Genomic DNA, 19,954 nt, shown 5'->3' with positions numbered 1-19,954 from the left:
GTCAAGAAGCGCTACCACGACAAAGGGAAAAGATTCGCAATGGTACCGTCAGCCGTCCCGCTCCTACAAGGAGGGGGACGGCCAGGTTCATCACAGGCGGGGGCTGACCCATTCGACGACTGCAGCCAGCGCAGTGGCAAGGGCGGGCCCGTCCTCGCCACCACCCTGGGCGAGGTCCGGGCGTCCGCCGCCCTTGCCCCCGATCTGACCGGCGATATGGGACAACAGTTCCCCGGCCTTGACCTTGCCCATTGCGCTGCCGTTCACACCCGCGACCAGGGCGGCCTTGCCGTCCTGGGCGCCGGCCAGCACGATCACCGCATCGCCCAGCTGCTGCTTCAGGCGGTCCATGGCGTCACGCAGGGCCTTGGCATCGAAGCCCTCCAGGCGGGCAGCCAGCACCTTCACGCCGGCAACCTCGACGGCCTGGCCGGACAGGTCGGCGGTGGCGCCAGCGGCAACCTTGGCCTTCACGGCTTCCAGTTCGCGCTCCAGCTGCTTCTGGCGCTGGCCGAGGGCACGGATCTTCTCGACCACGTCGGCAGCGCTGCCACCGAGCAGGTCGGCGGCTTCGGCCAGGCGAGCCTCTTCGGCGTCCACGTAGTCCAGGGCGCCCTGGCCGGTGACCGCTTCGATACGGCGCACGCCAGCGGAGACACCGCCCTCGGAGGTGATCTTGAACAGGCCGATGTCGCCGGTGCGGTTGACGTGGGTACCGCCGCACAGCTCGGTGGAGTAGTCACCCATCTTCAGCACGCGCACGTGCTCACCGTACTTCTCGCCGAACAGGGCCATCGCGCCGAAGTCCAGCGCTTCCTGCATGCCCATGTTGTGCACTTCGGCAGCGTTGTTGGCACGCACCTGCTGGTTGACCTTGCGCTCGATCACCGCCAGCTCTTCCGCGCTGATCGGCTGGAAGTGCGAGAAGTCGAAACGCAGGCGGTCCGGAGCGACCAGCGAGCCCTTCTGCTGCACGTGGGTGCCGAGCACTTCGCGCAGGGCGGCGTGCAGCAGGTGGGTGGCAGAGTGGTTGAGGATGGTGGCGCCACGGCGCTCGCCATCGACCTGGCCGGACAGCACGTCACCGACCTTCAGGCCGCCTTCGGACAGGGTGCCGACGTGGCCATGGAACTGGCCGGCGAACTTCTGGGTGTCTTCCACCACCAGGCGCACGCCGTTGCCGGTGAGCACGCCGGTGTCGCCGACCTGGCCGCCGGATTCGGCGTAGAACGGGGTCTGGTTGGTGATCACGATGACCGCATCACCGGCATCGGCCGACTGCACCGGACGACCGTCCTTGAGCAGCGCCAGCACGGTCAGGCCGTCGGCCTGCAGGCGGTCATACCCCAGGAACACGGTTGGGCTGAGGGTCGCCACCAGCTCGGCAGGCAGGGTCACGCCACCGCCGAACTTGCCGGCCGCGCGCGCGGTTTCGCGCTGCTGCTCCATCGCCGCATCGAAGCCGGCGATGTCGACGGTCAGGTCGCGCTCGCGGGCGATGTCCTGGGTCAGGTCGAGCGGGAAGCCATAGGTGTCGTACAGGCGGAACGCGTCAACGCCGGGAATCACGCCATTGCTGGCCTTGCCGGCAACGTCTTCGAAGATCTTCATGCCGGCGTCGAGGGTTTCAGCGAAACGCTCTTCTTCGGCCTGCAGCGCACGGGTGACGGTATCGACCGCCGCCGGCAGTTCCGGATAGGCCTCGCCCATCTGCTCGACCAGGGTCGGCACCAGCTTGCTGAAGAACGGCTGGCGCACACCCAGCATCCAGCCGTGGCGCAGGGCGCGGCGGATGATACGGCGCAGCACGTAGCCGCGGCCTTCGTTGGACGGCAGCACGCCGTCGACGATCAGGAACGAGCAGGCACGGATGTGATCGGCGATCACACGCAGCGACTTGTTTTCCAGGTCGGCGGTGCCGGTCAGCTCGGAGGCCTTGCGGATCAGCGCCTGGAACAGGTCGATCTCATAGTTGGTGTGCACGTGCTGCAGGATCGCCGCCAGGCGCTCCAGGCCCATGCCGGTATCCACGCACGGTGCCGGCAGCGGCACCAGGGTGCCATCCGGCTGGCGGTCGAACTGCATGAACACCAGGTTCCAGATTTCGATGAAGCGGTCGCCGTCCTCATCCGGGGAGCCCGGGGGGCCGCCGGCGATATGGTCGCCGTGGTCGTAGAAGATCTCGGTGCACGGGCCGCACGGACCGGTGTCGGCCATCTGCCAGAAGTTGTCCGAAGCGAACGGTGCGCCCTTGTTGTCGCCAATGCGCACGATGCGCTCTTCCGGCACGCCGACCATGTCGCGCCACAGTGCGTACGCTTCGTCATCGGTCTGGTAGACGGTGACCAGCAGGCGCTCGGCCGGCAGCTTCCAGACCTGGGTCAGCAGTTCCCAGGCCCAGGCGATCGCATCCTTCTTGAAGTAGTCGCCGAACGACCAGTTGCCCAGCATTTCGAAGAAGGTGTGGTGGCGTGCGGTGTAGCCGACCTGGTCGAGGTCGTTGTGCTTGCCGCCCGCGCGCAGGCAGCGCTGCACGTCGGCCGCGCGCACGTAGCTGCGCTTCTCCGCGCCAAGGAACACGTCCTTGAACTGCACCATGCCGGAGTTGGTGAACAGCAGGGTCGGATCATTGCCCGGCACCAGCGGCGCCGACGGCACGATGGTGTGGCCTTTGCCCTTGAAGAATTCAAGGAAGTCGCTGCGGATCTGGGAAGTCGTGAATTTGGCGGATGCGTTCATTGGGGGCTGGCAGTCTGCGGGCCGGCGGGCCCGGACCACCGGCCGCGTTGGCCAGGGTCGCGAGGGACCGCCGAAAACCTAAAGGGTATCAGGCCCGGCGCCGCCAGTCTCAGTCATCCGGGTCGTAGCGGGTCGCACGGCGGATGCTGTCGCCGTCGAAGCCCCGTCGGGCCAGCAGATCGGCGGCCTTGCGCCGCTGCGTCAGGTCCTGCGGACCGGCCTCGCCAAAGCGTCGGCGGACCAGATCACGGGCATTTTCCTGCCAGTCGCCTTCGTAGCTGTCCATCGCCGCGGCAATCGCGGCACTGTCCAGGCCGTGAGTGCCCAGCTCGGCGCGGACATGGATCGGCCCATAACCGGTGTTGGCGCGCATCCGTACCAGGTTCTCGGCGAAACGGGTGTCGTCCTGCCAGCCGGCCTCTGTCAACTTGGCCACAGCCGCCTGCGCGGCTTCGTCTTCGATGCCGCGTGCGGTCAGCTTGCGGGTGAGCTCCTTGCGCGAGTGCTCGCGGCGGACCAGCAGGCCCAGCGCTCGTTGCACGGGCGTCTGCTCGCGCGGCCGGCGTTTGCGGCCGGTGGGAATGTCGTCGGCGTCGGACATCGGTGCTCCAAGGGTGGCGCCATCCGTGGCGCCCAGCCCATCCCTGGGCGATTCGAACCTGCGGGACAGGGCGACGTCACTGACGGCGCCGCCCTGCCCCACAGCAAGCCTTATTCGTCGTCGCCTTCGTCGTCGCCTTCCTCACGGGTGGCTTCGGTCGGCTGGAACTTCTCGCGCAGCTCGGCTTCAAGCTTGGCAGCGACCGTCGGGTTGTCGCGCAGGTAGCCACGGGCGTTGTCCTTGCCCTGGCCGATGCGCTCCTCACCGTAGCTGTACCAGGCGCCGGCCTTCTCGACCAGCTTGGCGTCCACACCCATGTCGATCAGCTCGCCCTCGCGGCTGATGCCTTCGCCGTACAGGATCTCGGTGATGACCTGCTTGAACGGAGGCGCCAGCTTGTTCTTGACGACCTTGATCTTGGTCTGGTTGCCAATGATCTCGTCGCCCTTCTTGATCGCGCCGATACGGCGGATGTCCAGGCGCACCGAAGCGTAGAACTTCAGCGCGTTGCCGCCGGTGGTGGTTTCCGGGCTCTGGCCCGGCATCATCACACCGATCTTCATGCGCAGCTGGTTGATGAAGACCACCAGGGTGTTGGAGCGCTTGATGTTGCCGGTCAGCTTGCGCAGCGCCTGGCTCATCAGGCGGGCCTGCAGGCCCGGCAGCTGATCGCCCATCTCGCCTTCGATTTCGGCCTTCGGGGTCAGCGCGGCGACCGAGTCGATCACCAGGATGTCCACCGAACCCGAACGGACGAGCATGTCGGCGATTTCCAGCGCCTGCTCGCCGGTATCCGGCTGCGACAGCAGCAGGTCATCCACGTTCACGCCCAGCTTGGCGGCGTAGATCGGGTCCAGCGCGTGCTCGGCGTCGATGAAGGCCGCGGTGCCGCCCATCTTCTGGCATTCAGCGATGGCCTGCAGGGTCAGCGTGGTCTTGCCCGAGGATTCCGGCCCGTAGATTTCAACGACACGGCCCTTCGGCAGACCGCCAATGCCCAGCGCGATGTCGAGCATCAGCGAACCGGTCGGGATGGCTTCGACGGGCTCGACCACGCGGTCGCCCATGCGCATCACCGAGCCCTTGCCGAACTGCTTTTCGATCTGGCCCAGAGCTGCAGCGAGGGCGCGCTTCTTGTTCTCGTCCATCGGATTGGTCCTTGCAGAGGTCGTGTCGTTGGAGGTGCTGTCTTTGGGGGTCTTCTTTGCCATGGGTTCACTTTAAGTCGGACGTATCGCACAGGCTGAGATTCTGCCCGGCGCTCTGAAAAGAATTATCGGACATCCGTACCAACCTCAGTGGAACCAGAGAATCGCCACAAAAGACCGCGGGGTAATGCGCTATGGAACGGGTCAACGGTTGGGTCGCAACAGGCCGCAATAGAGGCCCTCGATCGAGAAGTCCTGGTCCGGCAGCACCTCGATCGGCTTGTAGTCGGGGTTGCGCGGCAGCAGGCGGATACGATCCTTGGCGATCTTCAGCAGCTTGACGGTGATCTCGTCATCGATTCGGGCCACCACGATCTGTCCGGAATGAGCATCGCGGGTGCGGTGCACACCGATCAGGTCACCGTCGAAGATGCCCTCGTCGATCATCGAATCGCCCTGCACCTTCAACAGGTAATCCGGTGCCGGCGAGAAGAACACCCGGTCCAGCACCACGAAGTCGTCCGAGCCGATATCGGCACCGATCGGCAGGCCGGCTGCGACACGGCCCAATACCGGCAGGCGCAGGACGCTGTCGGGCAGGCCCGGCTCGGCCAGCTTCTCGACCGGTGGCGCCTGCACCAGACGGATGCCGCGGGCCTGGCCCGGGATGCGACGGATCGCACCGGCCTGCTCCAGGGCTTCCAGGTGGTACTGGGCCGCGCGCACGCCCTTGAAGCCGAACGCACGTGCGATTTCAGTCTGCGACGGCGGCGCGCCTTCGCTCTCGATACGCTCGGCGATCAACTGCAGGATCGCCTGCTGGGTGTCGGTCAGGTCCATGGTTAGTAGTATTACTACTAATGAGCGGGGCTGCAAGTGCCGGGGGCGACACGGCGGCATCTGTGGTGCCGAGCCCTGCTCGGCGATCGTCGCTGGGCTCGGCCTGGCTGGCAGAGACAAAGGCGAGAGCAGAAGCAGCCGACCAGCGGTCGGCTCTACAGGAATCGCGCAGCGATTCCGCGGTTCCCGTTGGGAACCGCTGCGGCAAGCACACTATGTGTGCTTGCCGCTTCTCCAGATCGAAAACAGGATCCAGACGCCGCAGAAGCCGGCGCCGATGAAGCCGCATACGCCCAGCGCCAGCAGCCAGCGGCTGGAGACGCCACCTACACTGTGCATCACGATTGATGAGCCGATGATCAGGGCGGCAGTGACGATGCCCATCACCAGCCGGTTCGCCGCACGGTTCACCTGCTCGCCGAAGCCCTGCAGCGCCGTGGTTTCCACCTTCAGCTGCAGGCGCCCACGGCGGGCGGCCTGGACCAGCTTGCGCAGGTCGCGTGGCAGTTCACCGGCGAAGTCGACCAGGCCCAGCAGGCTGCGGCGGCCGCGCTTGAGCAGGGCCTTGGGCGCATAGCGCTGCAGCACCACCCGTTCCAGGAACGGGCGCGCGGCACTGGCCATGTCGAAATCCGGGTCCAGCTGCCGCCCCATGCCTTCCAGGGTCAGGAACGCCTTGATCATCAGCGCCAGGTCGGCCGGCAGGGTCAGGCTGTAGCTGCGCAGCAGCTGGGTGATGTCGCCCAGCATCAGACCGATGCGCAGGTCCTTCAGCGGCACGCCACGGTACTGGTCGACGAACTGGCTGATGTCGTGCTGCAGCCGGTTCTCGTCCACTTCCACGCCGCCGGCCCAGTCCAGCAGCACGTCGGCCACGCCCTGCGGGTCCTGCTCGACCAGCCCGTGCAGCAGCTGCGCAACCTGGAAACGACGCACTTCGGACAGCGCACCGACCATGCCGAAATCGATCACACCGATGCGGCCGTCACGCAGGTAGATGATGTTGCCGGGATGCGGATCGGCGTGGAAGCTGCCGTCCTCCAGCACCATCTTCAGCACGATGTCAGCACCACGCCGCGCCAGTTCGCGCCGATCCAGCCCCGCCGCATCGACGCCGGCCAGATCACGCCCTGGAATGCCGTCGACGAAGTCCTGCACGTTCAGGCTTTCGCAGGTCCACTGCCAGTGCACGTCGGGAATCAGGATGTCGTCGCGGCCCTTGAAGTTGCGTGCGATGCGCTCGGCATTGCGGCATTCGGCGGCGAAATCCAGCTCGCGGCGCAGCGATACGGTGAACTGCTGCACGACTTCGGCCGGGCGGTAACGACGCAGGTCCGGAAGGCGCGCCTCGACGATTTCGGCCAGGCGGGCCAGCAGCCGCAGGTCCGCTTCGACCACATCGCGGATGCCGGGGCGCCGCACCTTCAGCACCACCTCGCGACCGTCATGCAGGCGCGCGCGGTGGGCCTGCGCCAGCGAAGCGGCGGCCATCGGGGTTTCATCGAGGAAGGCGAACACTTCTGAAGGCGATGCACCTAGGTCGGCCTCGAGCTGCTCGCGGATATCCGCGTACGGCAGCGCCGGCACCGCGTTCTGCAGTTCGGAGAGCTCGGCGATCCATTCCGGCGGCAGCAGGTCGACGCGCGTCGCCAGTACCTGGCCGAGCTTGACGAAGGTCGGGCCGAGATCCTGCATCGCGCTGCGCACACGCACCGGCGCAGTCATCCGCAGCAGTTCCTGCCGCTCTTCGTTCCAGTGCAGCAGGCGGCCTGCCCGCTCCAGCGTGCTGGCCAGGCCGATGCGCCGCACCACGTCGCCGAAGCCATAGCGGATCAGGACAACCGCAATTTCCTGCAGTCGGCCCAGGTCACGGACCGTGCCCAGCGTTTCCCACATCATGCGTGCTCCGGACGATTACCGGAGCAGCATGTCACAGCTGGGCGTCGATACCGCGCAATGCCGCCGCCACGGTTTGCCGGCGGATGGCTTCGCGGTCGCCATCGAACTGGAACAGCTCGGCACGGGCATAGCCGCCGCGGCGCTTCCAGCCAATCCAGACGCTGCCCACCGGTTTGTCCGGGCTGCCGCCACCAGGACCGGCGATGCCGGTCACCGCCACGGCGATACCGGCGCCGGAATTGACCAGCGCACCGGACACCATTTCCAGCACGGTTTCGCGGCTGACCGCGCCGAACTGCTCCAGGGTCTGCGCACGCACGCCCAGCAGGCGCTGCTTGGCCTCGTAGCTGTAGACCACCATGCCGCAGTCGAAGAACGCCGAGGACCCGGCGATATCGGTCATGCACTTGGCGATCCAGCCACCACTGCAGCTTTCAGCGGTCACCAGCTGCAGCGAAGCCTGCTGCAGGCGCTGCCCGAGCGCGGCGGACTGGGCATTGAGTTCAGCGTCGGTGGGAATGGACATCGGCATGACGGTGGGGTGAAGAACCTGCACGTTGTACCGCAGATGACAGCTGGATGTCGCGCCCCTCCGGCACGGTTGCGCTGCCGGCCAGCGGCCGGCACTACCGGGCATGGGCCGCTACCTCACCACTCCGGCAGTTTCTCCGGCAGCAGCGCCCGGATCGGCGCGCCGTCGGCACTGGCGGCCAGCTTTTCGGCTTCGGCAATCGGCAGGTCGACCTGCAGCAGCCAGCCGTCTTCGTCGGCCTGCTCGCTGCGGATCACTTCCAGCTGGTGCAGGCGCGCACGCAGGCGGCCGGCATCCGGCGGCAGGCGCAGTTCGCCGGTGACATGCTGCAGGCCCAGGCGCTTGCCCAGCACCGCCTGCAGCAGCTCCAGGCCCTGCCCGTCACGCGCGGAAATCCACACCCGCTCGCGACGCGACTCATCCGGGATACCGTCCTGGCCATCGTGGCGAACGTCGGCGCCCTCGATGCGGTCAATCTTGTTGAACACCAGCAACTGCGGCAGGTCACCGGCACCGACCGCGGTCAGCACTTCGTCCACCTGAGCGATGCGCTCCTCGCGGTGCGGATCGGCGGCGTCGACCACGTGCAGCAGGAAATCGGCCTCGCGCGCCTCGGACAGGGTCGAGCGGAAGGCAGCGACCAGGTCATGCGGCAGATCGCGGACGAAGCCGACGGTGTCGGCCAGCACCACGTTGCCGCCCGGCACCGCGATGCGGCGCACGGTCGGGTCCAGCGTGGCAAACAGCTGGTCGGCGGCATAGGCCTCGGCGCCGGTCATGGCGTTGAACAGGGTCGACTTGCCGGCGTTGGTGTAGCCCACCAGCGCGACACGCGGCAGCTCGCTGCGCACGCGCGCACGGCGCATCTGGGTCCGCTGCACCTCGACCTTTTCCAGCCGCTTCTGCAGCTGCTCGACCCGCTTCTGCAACAGGCGGCGGTCGGTTTCCAGCTGGGTTTCACCCGGGCCACGCAGGCCGATCGAACCACCGCGCTGGCGCTCCAGGTGGGTCCAGCCGCGCACCAGCCGCGTGGCCAGGTGACGCAGCTGTGCCAGCTCGACCTGCAGCTTGCCCTCGTGGCTGTGCGCACGCTGGGCGAAGATATCCAGGATCAGGCCGGTACGGTCGATCACCCGGCGCTCCAGGAACCGTTCCAGGTTGCGCTCCTGGCCCGGGCTCAACGCATGGTTGACCAGGATCAGGTCGGCACCGCTGGCGTCGGCCGCAGCCTTGATCTCGTCCAGCTTGCCGCTGCCGATCAGGGTCGACGGATTCGGACGGTCCAGGCGCGCGGTGATCGTCGCGGCGATGCTGGCCCCAGCCGAGCGGGCCAGATCACCGAATTCTTCCAGCACATCGTCTTCCAGCTTGCCGAAATGGGGCTGGATCAACAGGGCGTGTTCGCCCTTTTTCGAGCGGTCAAACATTCACCGCTCCGGTCTTACTCGTCTGCTTCATCACCTGCCTGACCACCTTCACCCGACTGCACGTAACCACCGCCCGGACCGACCTTCACGTTACGTGCCGGAACGACCGTGGAAATGGCGTGCTTGTAGACCATCTGACTGACCGTGTTGCGTAGCAGGACCACGAACTGGTCGAACGACTCGATCGTGCCCTGCAGCTTGATGCCGTTGACCAGGTACACCGAAACCGGCACGCGTTCGCGCCGCAGTGCATTCAAGAAAGGATCCTGCAGCGATTGCCCCTTGGACATTGCACACTCCTGATTATTGTTCTTATTGGGTTGCCGACGGTTGCCACGGCCCCCGAGCCGCCCGCCGACCGATGATGTTACACGGCTGGCGGGGGTTCAGCGTGCGACGAAGGTCGACACCGCGCCGGCCAGGCGCTCGTGGTCGATATGGGGGTCGAACCAGCGCGCATCAAGCTCGCCACGCAGCCAGGTCAGCTGGCGCTTGGCCAGCTGGCGGGTGGCGAAGATCGCCTTGTCACGGAAGCGGGCGGCATCGCCCTCCCCGTCCAGGTATTCCCAGGCCTGCCGATAGCCGACCGCGCGCACTGCCGGCAGGTCCAGCGGCGCCTCCACGGCAGCCATTTCCGGCATCGCGCGCAACGCCCGCACCTCGTCGAGGAAGCCCTGCGCCAGCATGGCGTCGAAGCGCGCCTCGATGCGCTGGTGCAGCACCGCGCGGTCACGCGGCGCCAGGATCAGCTTGAGGGTGCGCACCGGCAATGGCGCTACGCTCGGCCGAAGCTGCCATTCAGTGATGGGCGTCCCGGTCAGGCGATAGACCTCCAACGCCCGCTGGATGCGTTGCGGGTCGGTGGCATGAATGCGTGCGGCGGCCGCTGGATCGACCTTGGCCAGCTCTGCGTGCAGTGCCGTCCAGCCACGCTCGGCCGCCTCGGCGCTGAGCGCTTCGCGCATCGCCGGATCGGCCTCGGGCATCGGCGACAGGCCCTGCAACAGGGCGCGGAAGTACAGGCCAGTGCCACCGGCCAGGATCGGCATCTTGCCGCGTGCCACGATGTCGGTCACGACCCGACCGGCATCGGCGGCGAATTCGGCTGCCGAGTAGGTCTGCCAGGGATCGCGCAGGTCCAGCAGATGGTGCGGCGCCTGCGCACGCTCTGCCGCATCGGGCTTGGCCGAACCGATATCCAGGTGGCGGTACACCAGCGCCGAATCGACGCTGACGATCTCGCCATCCAGCTGCTTCGCCAGGGCGATCGCGGTGGCGGTCTTGCCGCTTGCGGTCGGCCCCATCACGGCGATTGCCAGCGGCCGCCGGTCGATGCCCATCAGTCTTCGTCCGGCCAGCGGATCGTCGGCGTGGCGTCGGCGCGTGGCGTTGGCACCGCCTCGACCGCCTGCCAGATCTTCAGCGCATCCACAGTGGCGGCTACGTCATGCACGCGCACGATGCGCGCACCACGCTGCACCGCAATCAGGTGCGCGGCCACCGATGCGGCCACGCGTTCGGACGGCGTGTCGCGGCCGGTCAGTTCCCCCAGGCTGCGCTTGCGCGACAAGCCGGCCAGCATCGGCACGCCCAGTTCCAGGAAGCGCTCGGAGCGCGCCAGCAGGGTCATGTTGTGGGCAGTGGTTTTGCCGAAACCGAAACCGAGATCGATCAGCAGGTTCTTCTTCGCAATGCCCGCCATCTCGGCAGCGAACAGGCGCTGGACCAGGAAGCCGTGCACCTCGGCGACCACGTCGTCGTAATGTGGATCGGCCTGCATGTGGCCTGGCTCGCCCTGCATGTGCATCAGCACCACCGGCACGCCGGTTGCAGCGGCGGCGTCCAGCGCCCCTTCCTGACGCAGGCCGTAGATGTCATTGATCATGCCGGCGCCAGCCGCCACGGCCGCGCGCATCACTTCCGGCTTGCAGGTGTCGATGCTGATCGGCACCCGGGTGCGTGCGGCCAGCTGCTCGATCACCGGAATCACCCGGCGCAGTTCCTCCTCCACCGATACCGGCGCAGCGCCCGGCCGGGTCGATTCGCCGCCGATGTCCAGCAGGTCCGCGCCGTCCTCGACCAGCTTCAGGCCATGGGCGACCGCGGCCTCGGTGGTGTCGTGCGCGCCGCCATCGGAGAACGAGTCCGGGGTGACGTTGACGATGCCCATGACCCGGGCACGGTCGAGGCGCAGGATGCGGCCGGCGCAATCGAGCTGGGGCGAGGTATCGAACATGGGCAATCCTGCAGGGACAACGGCGGGTAGTTTAGTTCGGCAGGGCGGCGCCCTGCACCCGCAGAGGCCAGAGCTACAGCAAGAGCCGGAGCAACAGCGGGTTTACTGAGGGATGGCGGGGTGGATCCGGTTGCGGGGGACGCCGTGAATCCGTCCATGGAGGCTCGGTCGCGCCATCCATGGCGCTCACGCCCCCGCAACCGGACCCACCCCGCCTTCGACAGTTTTCTGCGATCTGCAGTAGATCCACGCCATGCGTGGATGACTCATTCGATATCTGACAGAGGTGTCGACCAAGGTCGACACCTACCAACAGCTGCCGGCATCTGTCAGAGGTGGGGCGGTGTCGGAGGGCGGGGTGTCAGCCGCATGAATGCGGCTGCCAAGCTTACAGGGACGTACTTGCAGCGTCCCCGCACTCCGACACCGCCCCGCCATCCTACGGAAAGCCCGCTGTTGCTGTTGAGGTTGCCGGCCAGCGGCCGGCACTACCACGGGTGCAGGGCGCAGCCCTGCCGACACCCCCTCAACGGCGGCGGCGCTTGCGGTCCACGTACAGGGTCTTGGCGATGCTCAGCACGATGCCGACCGCGATGCCCACCACGCAGCCCAGCAGCAGGTTGTCGGCCCCCAGGCCCACACCCACGCCGACCACGGTGGCGATCACCATTTCGGCAGTGTGGGAAATCGGTTCGGGCTTCGGGGCGGACATGCGGGCTCCAGCGTCAGATCGGATCTTCGGGATGGGCCAGTGGCCCGGAAACGACGAAGCCGGGTTGCCCCGGCCTCGCCTGGTGTCACCTGCAGCGGGCCGTCAGTGCGATTCGGCCGGGCCTGCGATCGGCGGCAGCGGACGGGCGTCGCCGCCCTTGTCGTTGCCGCCATCCTTGTTCGACTTGCTCCAGCCCGCCGGCGGCGGCGGATCGCGGCCTTCCATGATCGCGTCGATCTGCGGCGCGTCGATGGTCTCGTACTGCAGCAACAGCTGCGACATCGCGTGCAGCTTGTCGATGTTCTCGGTCAGCAGCTGGGTCGTGCGGGCGTAGGCCTTGTCGAGGATGTTGCGCACTTCCTCGTCGATCCGGCGCGCCGTGTCGTTGGACACGCTCTTGTGCTGGGTCACCGAACGGCCCAGGAACACCTCGTCGTCCTCTTCGCCATAGGCGATCGGGCCGAGCTGCTCGGACAGGCCCCACTTGGTGACCATGTTGCGGGCCATCTTGGTGGCACGCTCGATGTCGTTGGAGGCGCCGGTGGTGACCTTGTCCTCGCCGAAGATCAGCTCTTCAGCGACGCGGCCGCCGTACAGCGAGCACAGCTGCGACTGGATCGCCACGCGGTTCATCGAGTACTTGTCGCCTTCCGGCAGGTACATGGTCACACCCAGCGCGCGGCCGCGCGGAATGATGGTCACCTTGTAGACCGGGTCGTGCTCGGGCACCAGGCGGCCGACGATGGCGTGGCCGGCCTCGTGGTACGCGGTCAGGGTCTTCTCGTCCTCGCTCATGGCCATCGAGCGGCGCTCGGCACCCATCAGGATCTTGTCGCGGGCACGGTCGAAGTGGTCCATGCGGACTTCCTTCTCGTTGCCACGCGCGGCGAACAGGGCCGCCTCGTTGCAGAGGTTGGCCAGGTCCGCACCGGAGAAGCCCGGGGTACCACGCGCGATCACCATCGGCTCGACGTCGTCAGCCAGCGGCAGCTTGCGCATGTGCACCTTCAGGATGTGCTCGCGACCCTTCACGTCCGGCAGGCCGACCACGACCTGGCGATCGAAACGGCCCGGGCGCAGCAGCGCCGGATCCAGCACGTCCGGACGGTTGGTCGCAGCGATCACGATCACGCCTTCGCCACCTTCAAAACCGTCCATCTCGACCAGCAGCTGGTTCAGGGTCTGCTCGCGCTCGTCATGACCGCCGCCCAGGCCGGCGCCACGGTGACGACCGACGGCGTCAATTTCGTCGATGAAGATGATGCAGGGGGCGTGCTTCTTGGCCTGCTCGAACATGTCGCGCACGCGGCTGGCGCCGACGCCGACGAACATTTCCACGAAGTCCGAACCGGAGATCGAGAAGAACGGCACCTTGGCTTCGCCGGCGATGGCCTTGGCCAGCAGCGTCTTGCCGGTACCCGGCGGGCCGACCATCAGCACGCCTCGCGGAATCTTGCCGCCCAGCTTGGTGAACTTGGAGGGGTCGCGCAGGAAGTCGACCAGCTCGCCCACTTCTTCCTTGGCCTCGTCACAGCCAGCGACGTCGGCGAAGGTGACCTTGATCTGGTCTTCGCCCTGCAGCTTGGCGCGCGACTTGCCGAAGGACATCGCGCCCTTGGCACCGCCGCCACCGCCCTGCATCTGGCGCATGATGAACAACCAGAAGCCGATGATCAGGATGACCGGCAGGAAATTCATCAGGATCGCGCCGAGGGAAATGCCGCTGGACGGCTCCTCCTGCACGATCTCCACGTTCTTGGTACGCAGCACGTTGATCAGGTCACGATCGAACGGTGCGGTGATGGTGGACGACTGCCCACCGCGGGTGGTGTAGGTCAGCTGGCTGGTGCCACCGCGCATGTCGCCGCCAAAGGCGACCTTCTGCACGTTGCCGCTGTCCACCTGGTCCAGGAACTGCGAGTACGACGCGCCCTGCGCGCCGGCCCCGGAGGACTTCGGCGAGAAGCTCTGGAAGACCACCATCAGCACGACGGCGACGACCACCCATAGCAGGAGGTTCTTGGTCAAGTCGTTCATCCTCATTGGCTCCGGTGTTCCTCTCAGTGCTGGCGTTGCGTTGGGGTCGAACTTGCGTACATTGCGAGCTTACTTCATGTGGGCGCGTTTTCCCTGACCCAAGGCATACACCTCGGGAGAGCGCTTGCGCGAGGCTTCCGGCTTGCGGATGGAGACCTTGTCGTACCGGCGGCGCATGTCGCGCACGTAGTCGTCAAAGCCCTCGCCCTGGAACAGCTTGATCAGGAATGCCCCACCGGTCTTCAGGTGGTTGTCGGCAAAATCCAGGGCCAGCTCCGCCAGGTGCATCATCCGCGGCTGGTCGACCGCGCCTACACCACTCTTATTGGGGGCCATGTCCGACAGCACAAGGTCTACCGGCTGATCCCCGAGCATGGCTTCAAACTGCGATAGAACGGCTTCTTCCCTGAAGTCACCATGAAGGAACTCCACACCGGCCAGCGGCGGCATGTCCAGGATATCCAGTGCCAGCACGCGGCCGGTATCGCCGATCTGTCTCCGAACCTGCTGAGACCAGCCGCCCGGGGCCGCGCCGAGGTCGACCACCACCATGTGCGGCTTCAGCAACCGGTCACGTTCCAGCAGCTCTTCGAGCTTGTAGGCAGCGCGCGAGCGCATGCCTTCGGCCTGGGCCTTCTTCACGAAGGGGTCGGAGAAGTGTTCCTTGAGCCAGCGCTGGCTGCTTTTGCTGCGGGTAGCCATTGAAAATAGGGGCTGATGGGGTCCTCATGATACCCTGATCGCCCCATTCAACCGTGTTTTCCTGCATGTCCATCGCCCTGACCGCTTCCCAGACCCGTTTCCTGCGCGGCCAAGCCCACGACCTGAAGGCCCTGCTGCAGACCGGCGGCAAGGGCGTGACCCCGGCCTTCATCGCTGAGCTGAACGAAGTGCTGGAGCGCCACGAGCTGGTCAAGGTGAAGGTCGCTGCCGAAGACCGCGACGCCCGTGACGTGATGATCGGCGAGATCGTCGAAGCCACCGAGAGCGCGTTGGTACAGCGCATCGGCCACGTCGCCGTGCTGTACCGCCCGAGCAAGGAACAGCGCCAGATCGTGCTGCCGCGCGGCTGATCGCCTTACTGCCATGCAGCTGAACCACGAACCGCCCGATTACGCCTACAGCCTGCGCGCCGCCGATGGCCGCTCGGCCAAGGTGAATGACCAGGTGCTGGGCAGCAGTTTCTTCCTGACCCCGGACCAGCTGGTCACGCAATGGCCGGTAGTGAGCGCCACCGCGCTGCAGCTGGCTGACCTGGAGCCGATCCTGGCGCTGAACCCGGCGCTGATCGTGCTCGGCACGGGTGACCGCCAGGTATTCCCGCCGGCAGCGGTGATGGCTGCCTGCCTGTCACGCGGCATCGGCCTGGAAGTGATGAACAATCCGGCCGCCGCGCGCACCTTCAACATCCTGGCGGGCGAAGGCCGCAAGGTCGCGGCCGCTTTCATTCTGGAAGGCTGAGGTCGAGGCGTCGGGCGCGCCCCGGCGCTAGCCGCCAGAAGCGGTGCAGCGGAAGGCCGAGAACTGCTTCAGCCGCCCGATCAGGTTGCCGCCCTGGCCCCAGCGGATGTCCATGACCTTCCAGTCCTGACCCTGCCTTTGCAGCAGGACACGGTCGGTCCAGCGATAGTCGCCTATCGCCATTTCGACGAGCACCCAACTGCCATCGCCGCTCGTCGCGGGCAGCCCCACCTTTACCGTTTCCGGCCGATCCGGCGCCATGAGATACGGGCTCTGGTCCAACATGTGCGGCTTCTCGTCATGCGCGGCCAGCACCGCACAGGCCCGCTCGTAAGCGCGCTGCGCATCGATGGCTGAGCGCAGCGCATCGCCCAGCAACGGCGGAATGGTCGCTTCGTCCGAAGCCGGCGCCTGGACGGCCGCGTAAAGACGGGTGACCACGTCGCGCGGATCGCTGGCTGCGGAGGCCAGCGGCGCGACGATGAGCAACGCGAGAGTGGAAGCAGGACGGAGCATGGGGCACCGGATTGACTGGGACCGCTCAAGAATGCCGGGTATCCCGTCCGCCGTGAAGGTGAGCCTGCGACACACAAGATCGCAAATGACCACTCTGCGGTACCCGGGTCGAGCATGGCTCGCCTCTACGGGCCAGGAACGCCGGGCATGGCCCGGCGCTATCGCATCTGACGATCAGCGTGCCGGCAGGTACTGCTGCGGGTCGACCGGCTTGCCGTTGTAGCGAATCTCGAAGTGGACCATGTCGCGGTTCGCACCGGTACGGCCCATTTCGGCGATCTGCTCACCGGCCTTCACGCTCTGGCCTTCATTCACCAGGCGCTTGCGGTTGTGGCCATAGGCCGACAGCCACTGGTCGCTGTGCTTGATGATGATCAGCTCGCCGTAGCCGACCAGGCCGGCGCCGGAATACACCACCACGCCATTGGCGGTGGCCTTGACCGCCTGGCCGCTGGTGCCGGCGATGTCAACGCCCTGCTTGGTCGCATCACCAGCCACGTAGCGGCCAACGATGGCGCCATCAGCCGGCCAGCGCCAGGCGATGTTGCTCTTCACCGGACCGACCGGCGCCGGGGCCGGCGTGGTGCTGCCGCCACTGCTGCCACCGGAACGCGGCGGGGTGACCACCGTGGTGGGTGCGCGGCCGCCGCTGGCACCGGCCGGATACAGCCGGATGACCTGCCCCGGATAGATCGTCGAGGGGTTGTCCAGGCTGTTCCAGGCAATCAGGTCGGCCGGGGTGATGTCATGGATGCGGGCCAGCGCATAGATGGTGTCGCCCTTGCGCACCACCACGGTCTGCCCCGGCTTGGGTACCGAGGTCTTCGGCGTGGTCACACCACCACCGGTGCTGCCACCACCAGGACGAACCACGGTGGCGGTGCCGCAGGCGGCCAGGGTGGAAACCAGCAACGCCAGCGCGCCGATGCGCACTCCCTTGCTCAGACGATCAGGACTCATGCGAACTTCGACCTCCATACAAGCCAGGCGATCAGCACCACCACCAGCGCGGTGGCGATCCAGCCCAGCGGTTCAATCCAGCGACGCAGTGCCGCTTCAGCACGCGCACCACCGATACGGATGACCGCAGCCAGCACGAACACGCGCTTGCCACGACCGATCAGCATGCTCAACAGGTACTGCGGCATCGGTACACCGACGATACCCGATGCCCACGTGAAGACCTTCATCGGGATGGGCATGAATCCGCCCAGCACCAGGAAGGTGAACACTGCCCACGGCGACTCGGCCATCTTCGCCTGCACGGTGGTGATGCCCTGCTCGATGGCCGGCAGCATGCCCAGCGCCTCGAACAGCGGCTTGATCGCCTCGAAGGCGTAATGACCCAGCGCGTAGCCAACCAGTGCGCCAACCATCGAGCCGGCCAGGCTCAGGGTGGCGAACCACCAACCGCGCTTGGGCTGGGCCACGCACATCGGCGCCAGCATCACCTCCGGCATCACCGGGAAGATGATCGCCTCGAAGAAGCTCAACACCGTCAGGTAGGTCGGCGCGCGTTCGTGCGCCGCCCACTTCATCGCCCGCTCGTACAGCGGCCCGAAAATCTTCATGCAACCCTGCTCCGTGGATTAGTCGAGCATGCCAGACAGCAGCGGTACGAAGGTGACCGGCGCCAGCACGTGTTGTTCGATGCTGCCGTCGGCCTTGCGGTCCAGCTGTACCAGCGACTGCGCCCCGGGGCCACCGACCGGCGCCACCAGGCGGCCGCCCTCGGCCAGTTGCTCGATCAGGGCGTCGACCAGTGCCGGCGCCGCCGCAGTAACCACGATGGCATCGAACGGACCGTGCTCGGCCCAGCCGACGCGACCGTCGTCATGCTTGGTGCGGATGTTCATTCCCAGCGCACGGAAGCGCTTGCGGGCCTGCCGCAGCAGATCACCAATGCGCTCCACGGTGTAGACCTCCAGGCCCAGCGCACCGAGGATGGCGGCCTGGTAACCGGAACCGGTGCCGACTTCCAGCACCCGCTTCGGCGCGACCTGGAGCACCGCCTCGGTCATCCGCGCGACCACCCAGGGCTGCGAGATGGTCTGGCCGTGGCCGATCGGCAGCGCAGTGTCTTCATACGCGCGCGAGGCCAGTGCCTCGTCGATGAACAGATGGCGCGGCACCACCCGGATCGCATTCAAGGTCGGCTCGTCGACGATGCCGGCTTCGCGCAGGCGGTCGACCAGGCGGTCACGCACACGCTGCGAGGTCATGCCGATACCGACGGCTTCCGGTTGCAGGCGCAGGCGTGGACTCATGCCGGCTGGTCCAGCGCGGCACTGAGGCCGCCGACCCAGCTGGCCACTTTCTCCAGTGCCTGGTAGCGGGTCAGGTCCACCTGGATCGGGGTGATCGAGATATGCCCGGTGCGCACCGCATGGAAGTCGGTACCGGGGCCAGAATCCTGCTCACGGCCGGCCGGGCCGATCCAGTACACCTCGTTGCCGCGCGGGTCTTTCTGCGCGATGCAGCCTTCGGCGCGGTGGCGGTTGCCGAGGCGGGTGACCTCGAAGCCCTTGACCTCGCTCCACGGCAGATCAGGCACGTTGACGTTGAGGATGGTGTCAGCCGGCAACGGATCGGCCTTGAGCCGGGCAACGATCTCCACCGCAGCGCGCGCGGCGGTCTCGAAGTGTTTCGGATCGTGGTTGCGGGTAACCAGCGAGACCGCCACCGCCGGCAGCCCGAGGAAGCGACCTTCCATCGCCGCCGAGACGGTGCCGGAGTAGATCACGTCATCGCCGAGGTTGGCGGCATTGTTGATGCCGGACACGACAATGTCCGGTTCGAACTCGAGCAGCCCGGTCAGCGCCAGGTGCACGCAGTCGGTCGGAGTGCCGGCCACCGAGACGGTGTAATGGTCGATGCGCTTGAGGCGGATCGGCAGGTCCAGGGTCAGCGAATTGCTGGCGCCGGAGCGATCACGGTCGGGCGCGACCACCGTGACTTCGTGTCCGGCCTCGCGCAGCACCGAAGCAAGCATCCGGATGCCTGCGGCGTCGACGCCATCGTCGTTACTGACCAGGATTCGCATCTTCGATTTAACCGCTTGATTTTCCAAGAATTCGATTCCGTCACCGTGCAGTGTGGGCGGGACCGTCGTACTCCCCTGCGGAAGCCGTCGACCCTGCAAGGGCATCGTCTATTGTGCCGCATGCGAGCCGCCGGTCCTACCCTGTCGGCGGTCATGACCGACATCGAACCGTCATAGGCAGAGCTGCGCCGGCGGTTTACCCTGTGCGCATGTCGCACCCTGAAGACGAAGATCCGGCCGCATTGTTCCGTGCGGCCATCGGCGAAGTGACGCCGCTGCGCAAGGATGCCGAGCCGGCGCCTGCCGCGCCCCGGCCGAAGCCGCGCGCGCGCATGGCCGAACGTGACGAGGCCGAAGCCGCCGGCGAATTCGCCCGGCTGCTGCGCGACAGCACGCCGCTGGAAGCCGGCGACGTGGCCAGCTATCGCCGCGACAACCTGCCACCACGCCTGTTCCAGCGCCTCAAGCGCGGCCAGTACTCGGTGCAGGACGAACTGGATCTGCACGGCGCCAACGCCGCGCAGGCCGAAGCCCTGCTGCGCCAGTTCCTGCTGGAAGCGCATGCACACGAGTATGGCTGCGTGCGCATCATCCACGGCAAGGGTTTGCAGTCCGATGGCGGTGCGCCGGTGCTGAAGAACCTGGTCGATCGCCTGCTGCGGCTGCGCAACGACGTGCTGGCATTCCATTCGGCACCGACCGGGCAAGGCGGTACCGGCGCGGTACTGGTGCTGCTGGCGCGGCGTTGAAAAAGGGGACGGAG

21 protein-coding genes are annotated in these 19,954 nt (G+C 66.7%); 3 read left to right on the top strand and 18 right to left on the bottom strand.

What is annotated here, in order from left to right:
• Positions 1-90: 90 nt before the first annotated feature.
• From alaS to rlmE, 13 genes are all read right to left on the bottom strand, one after another.
• Positions 91-2,739, bottom strand: a complete 2,649-nt coding sequence (alaS, locus tag ACZK33_RS09015) for an alanine--tRNA ligase (protein ID WP_423175310.1) — start codon at positions 2,737-2,739, stop codon at positions 91-93.
• A gap of 109 nt (positions 2,740-2,848) precedes the next feature.
• Entirely contained in the window at positions 2,849-3,340 is a 492-nt protein-coding gene (gene recX, locus ACZK33_RS09010) for a recombination regulator RecX (protein WP_014036760.1), read from the bottom strand.
• A gap of 110 nt (positions 3,341-3,450) precedes the next feature.
• The gene (gene recA / locus ACZK33_RS09005; RefSeq protein WP_049449560.1) at positions 3,451-4,488 is read right to left on the bottom strand and encodes a recombinase RecA; all 1,038 of its coding nucleotides are present in this window, start codon (positions 4,486-4,488) and stop codon (positions 3,451-3,453) included.
• A 204-nt stretch (positions 4,489-4,692) separates the two neighbouring features.
• Positions 4,693-5,328, bottom strand: a complete 636-nt coding sequence (lexA, locus tag ACZK33_RS09000; protein WP_032128412.1) for a transcriptional repressor LexA — start codon at positions 5,326-5,328, stop codon at positions 4,693-4,695.
• A 213-nt stretch (positions 5,329-5,541) separates the two neighbouring features.
• The gene (gene ubiB, locus ACZK33_RS08995) at positions 5,542-7,224 is read right to left on the bottom strand and encodes a 2-polyprenylphenol 6-hydroxylase (protein ID WP_110714292.1); all 1,683 of its coding nucleotides are present in this window, start codon (positions 7,222-7,224) and stop codon (positions 5,542-5,544) included.
• 34 nt (positions 7,225-7,258) lie between these two features.
• Positions 7,259-7,753 carry a CinA family protein gene (locus tag ACZK33_RS08990; protein WP_010484249.1) on the bottom strand — a complete coding sequence of 165 codons (495 nt, stop codon included), beginning with the start codon at positions 7,751-7,753 and terminating at the stop codon, positions 7,259-7,261.
• 122 nt (positions 7,754-7,875) lie between these two features.
• Positions 7,876-9,186 (bottom strand): ribosome rescue GTPase HflX, encoded by a 1,311-nt coding sequence (hflX, locus tag ACZK33_RS08985; protein ID WP_032128411.1) that lies wholly within the window; start codon positions 9,184-9,186, stop codon positions 7,876-7,878.
• Positions 9,187-9,200: 14 nt separating this feature from the next.
• Positions 9,201-9,476, bottom strand: coding sequence for an RNA chaperone Hfq (gene hfq / locus ACZK33_RS08980; RefSeq protein ID WP_004152891.1), 276 nt, complete (start codon positions 9,474-9,476; stop codon positions 9,201-9,203).
• 96 nt (positions 9,477-9,572) lie between these two features.
• On the bottom strand, positions 9,573-10,526 hold the full coding sequence (gene miaA, locus ACZK33_RS08975) for a tRNA (adenosine(37)-N6)-dimethylallyltransferase MiaA (protein ID WP_423175311.1): 954 nt from the start codon (positions 10,524-10,526) through the stop codon (positions 9,573-9,575).
• The gene (folP, locus tag ACZK33_RS08970; protein ID WP_423175312.1) at positions 10,526-11,422 is read right to left on the bottom strand and encodes a dihydropteroate synthase; all 897 of its coding nucleotides are present in this window, start codon (positions 11,420-11,422) and stop codon (positions 10,526-10,528) included. The genes miaA and folP overlap by 1 nt, the downstream gene beginning before the upstream one ends.
• A gap of 526 nt (positions 11,423-11,948) precedes the next feature.
• Complete coding sequence (locus ACZK33_RS08965; RefSeq protein WP_049482998.1) at positions 11,949-12,134, bottom strand: hypothetical protein; 186 nt, start codon at positions 12,132-12,134, stop codon at positions 11,949-11,951.
• A 102-nt stretch (positions 12,135-12,236) separates the two neighbouring features.
• Entirely contained in the window at positions 12,237-14,171 is a 1,935-nt protein-coding gene (ftsH, locus tag ACZK33_RS08960) for an ATP-dependent zinc metalloprotease FtsH (protein ID WP_005409015.1), read from the bottom strand.
• Between the two features lie 69 nt (positions 14,172-14,240).
• Positions 14,241-14,873: a 23S rRNA (uridine(2552)-2'-O)-methyltransferase RlmE gene (gene rlmE, locus ACZK33_RS08955; RefSeq protein WP_005409014.1), complete on the bottom strand. Its 633-nt coding sequence runs from the start codon at positions 14,871-14,873 to the stop codon at positions 14,241-14,243.
• A 65-nt stretch (positions 14,874-14,938) separates the two neighbouring features.
• Here rlmE and yhbY point away from each other — a divergent pair, with 65 nt between their 5' ends.
• Both yhbY and ACZK33_RS08945 read left to right on the top strand, forming a co-directional pair.
• Entirely contained in the window at positions 14,939-15,244 is a 306-nt protein-coding gene (yhbY, locus tag ACZK33_RS08950) for a ribosome assembly RNA-binding protein YhbY (protein ID WP_004152868.1), read from the top strand.
• Positions 15,245-15,257: 13 nt separating this feature from the next.
• Positions 15,258-15,632 carry an Mth938-like domain-containing protein gene (locus ACZK33_RS08945; protein ID WP_423175313.1) on the top strand — a complete coding sequence of 125 codons (375 nt, stop codon included), beginning with the start codon at positions 15,258-15,260 and terminating at the stop codon, positions 15,630-15,632.
• Between the two features lie 27 nt (positions 15,633-15,659).
• Here the strand turns inward: ACZK33_RS08945 and ACZK33_RS08940 are convergent, their stop codons facing one another.
• The 5 genes from ACZK33_RS08940 to surE form a co-directional block, all read right to left on the bottom strand.
• Positions 15,660-16,148, bottom strand: a complete 489-nt coding sequence (locus tag ACZK33_RS08940) for a hypothetical protein (protein WP_107432325.1) — start codon at positions 16,146-16,148, stop codon at positions 15,660-15,662.
• Between the two features lie 174 nt (positions 16,149-16,322).
• Positions 16,323-17,108 (bottom strand): peptidoglycan DD-metalloendopeptidase family protein, encoded by a 786-nt coding sequence (locus ACZK33_RS08935; RefSeq protein WP_032130122.1) that lies wholly within the window; start codon positions 17,106-17,108, stop codon positions 16,323-16,325.
• On the bottom strand, positions 17,105-17,719 hold the full coding sequence (locus ACZK33_RS08930; protein ID WP_014036746.1) for a YqaA family protein: 615 nt from the start codon (positions 17,717-17,719) through the stop codon (positions 17,105-17,107). Before ACZK33_RS08930 ends, ACZK33_RS08935 begins: the two co-directional genes overlap by 4 nt.
• A gap of 18 nt (positions 17,720-17,737) precedes the next feature.
• Positions 17,738-18,415, bottom strand: coding sequence for a protein-L-isoaspartate(D-aspartate) O-methyltransferase (locus tag ACZK33_RS08925; RefSeq protein WP_010485977.1), 678 nt, complete (start codon positions 18,413-18,415; stop codon positions 17,738-17,740).
• Positions 18,412-19,191, bottom strand: coding sequence for a 5'/3'-nucleotidase SurE (surE, locus tag ACZK33_RS08920; protein WP_010485979.1), 780 nt, complete (start codon positions 19,189-19,191; stop codon positions 18,412-18,414). Before surE ends, ACZK33_RS08925 begins: the two co-directional genes overlap by 4 nt.
• A 209-nt stretch (positions 19,192-19,400) precedes the next feature.
• Between surE and ACZK33_RS08915 the strand changes: the two genes are divergently transcribed.
• Positions 19,401-19,940, top strand: coding sequence for a Smr/MutS family protein (locus tag ACZK33_RS08915; protein ID WP_423175314.1), 540 nt, complete (start codon positions 19,401-19,403; stop codon positions 19,938-19,940).
• The last annotated feature ends 14 nt before the right edge of the window (positions 19,941-19,954 follow it).

The organism is Stenotrophomonas sp. 86156_Sma (assembly GCF_056481625.1).
Note: the sequence above shows the minus strand (reverse complement) of the source record. Positions and strands in the feature narration are given on the sequence as shown.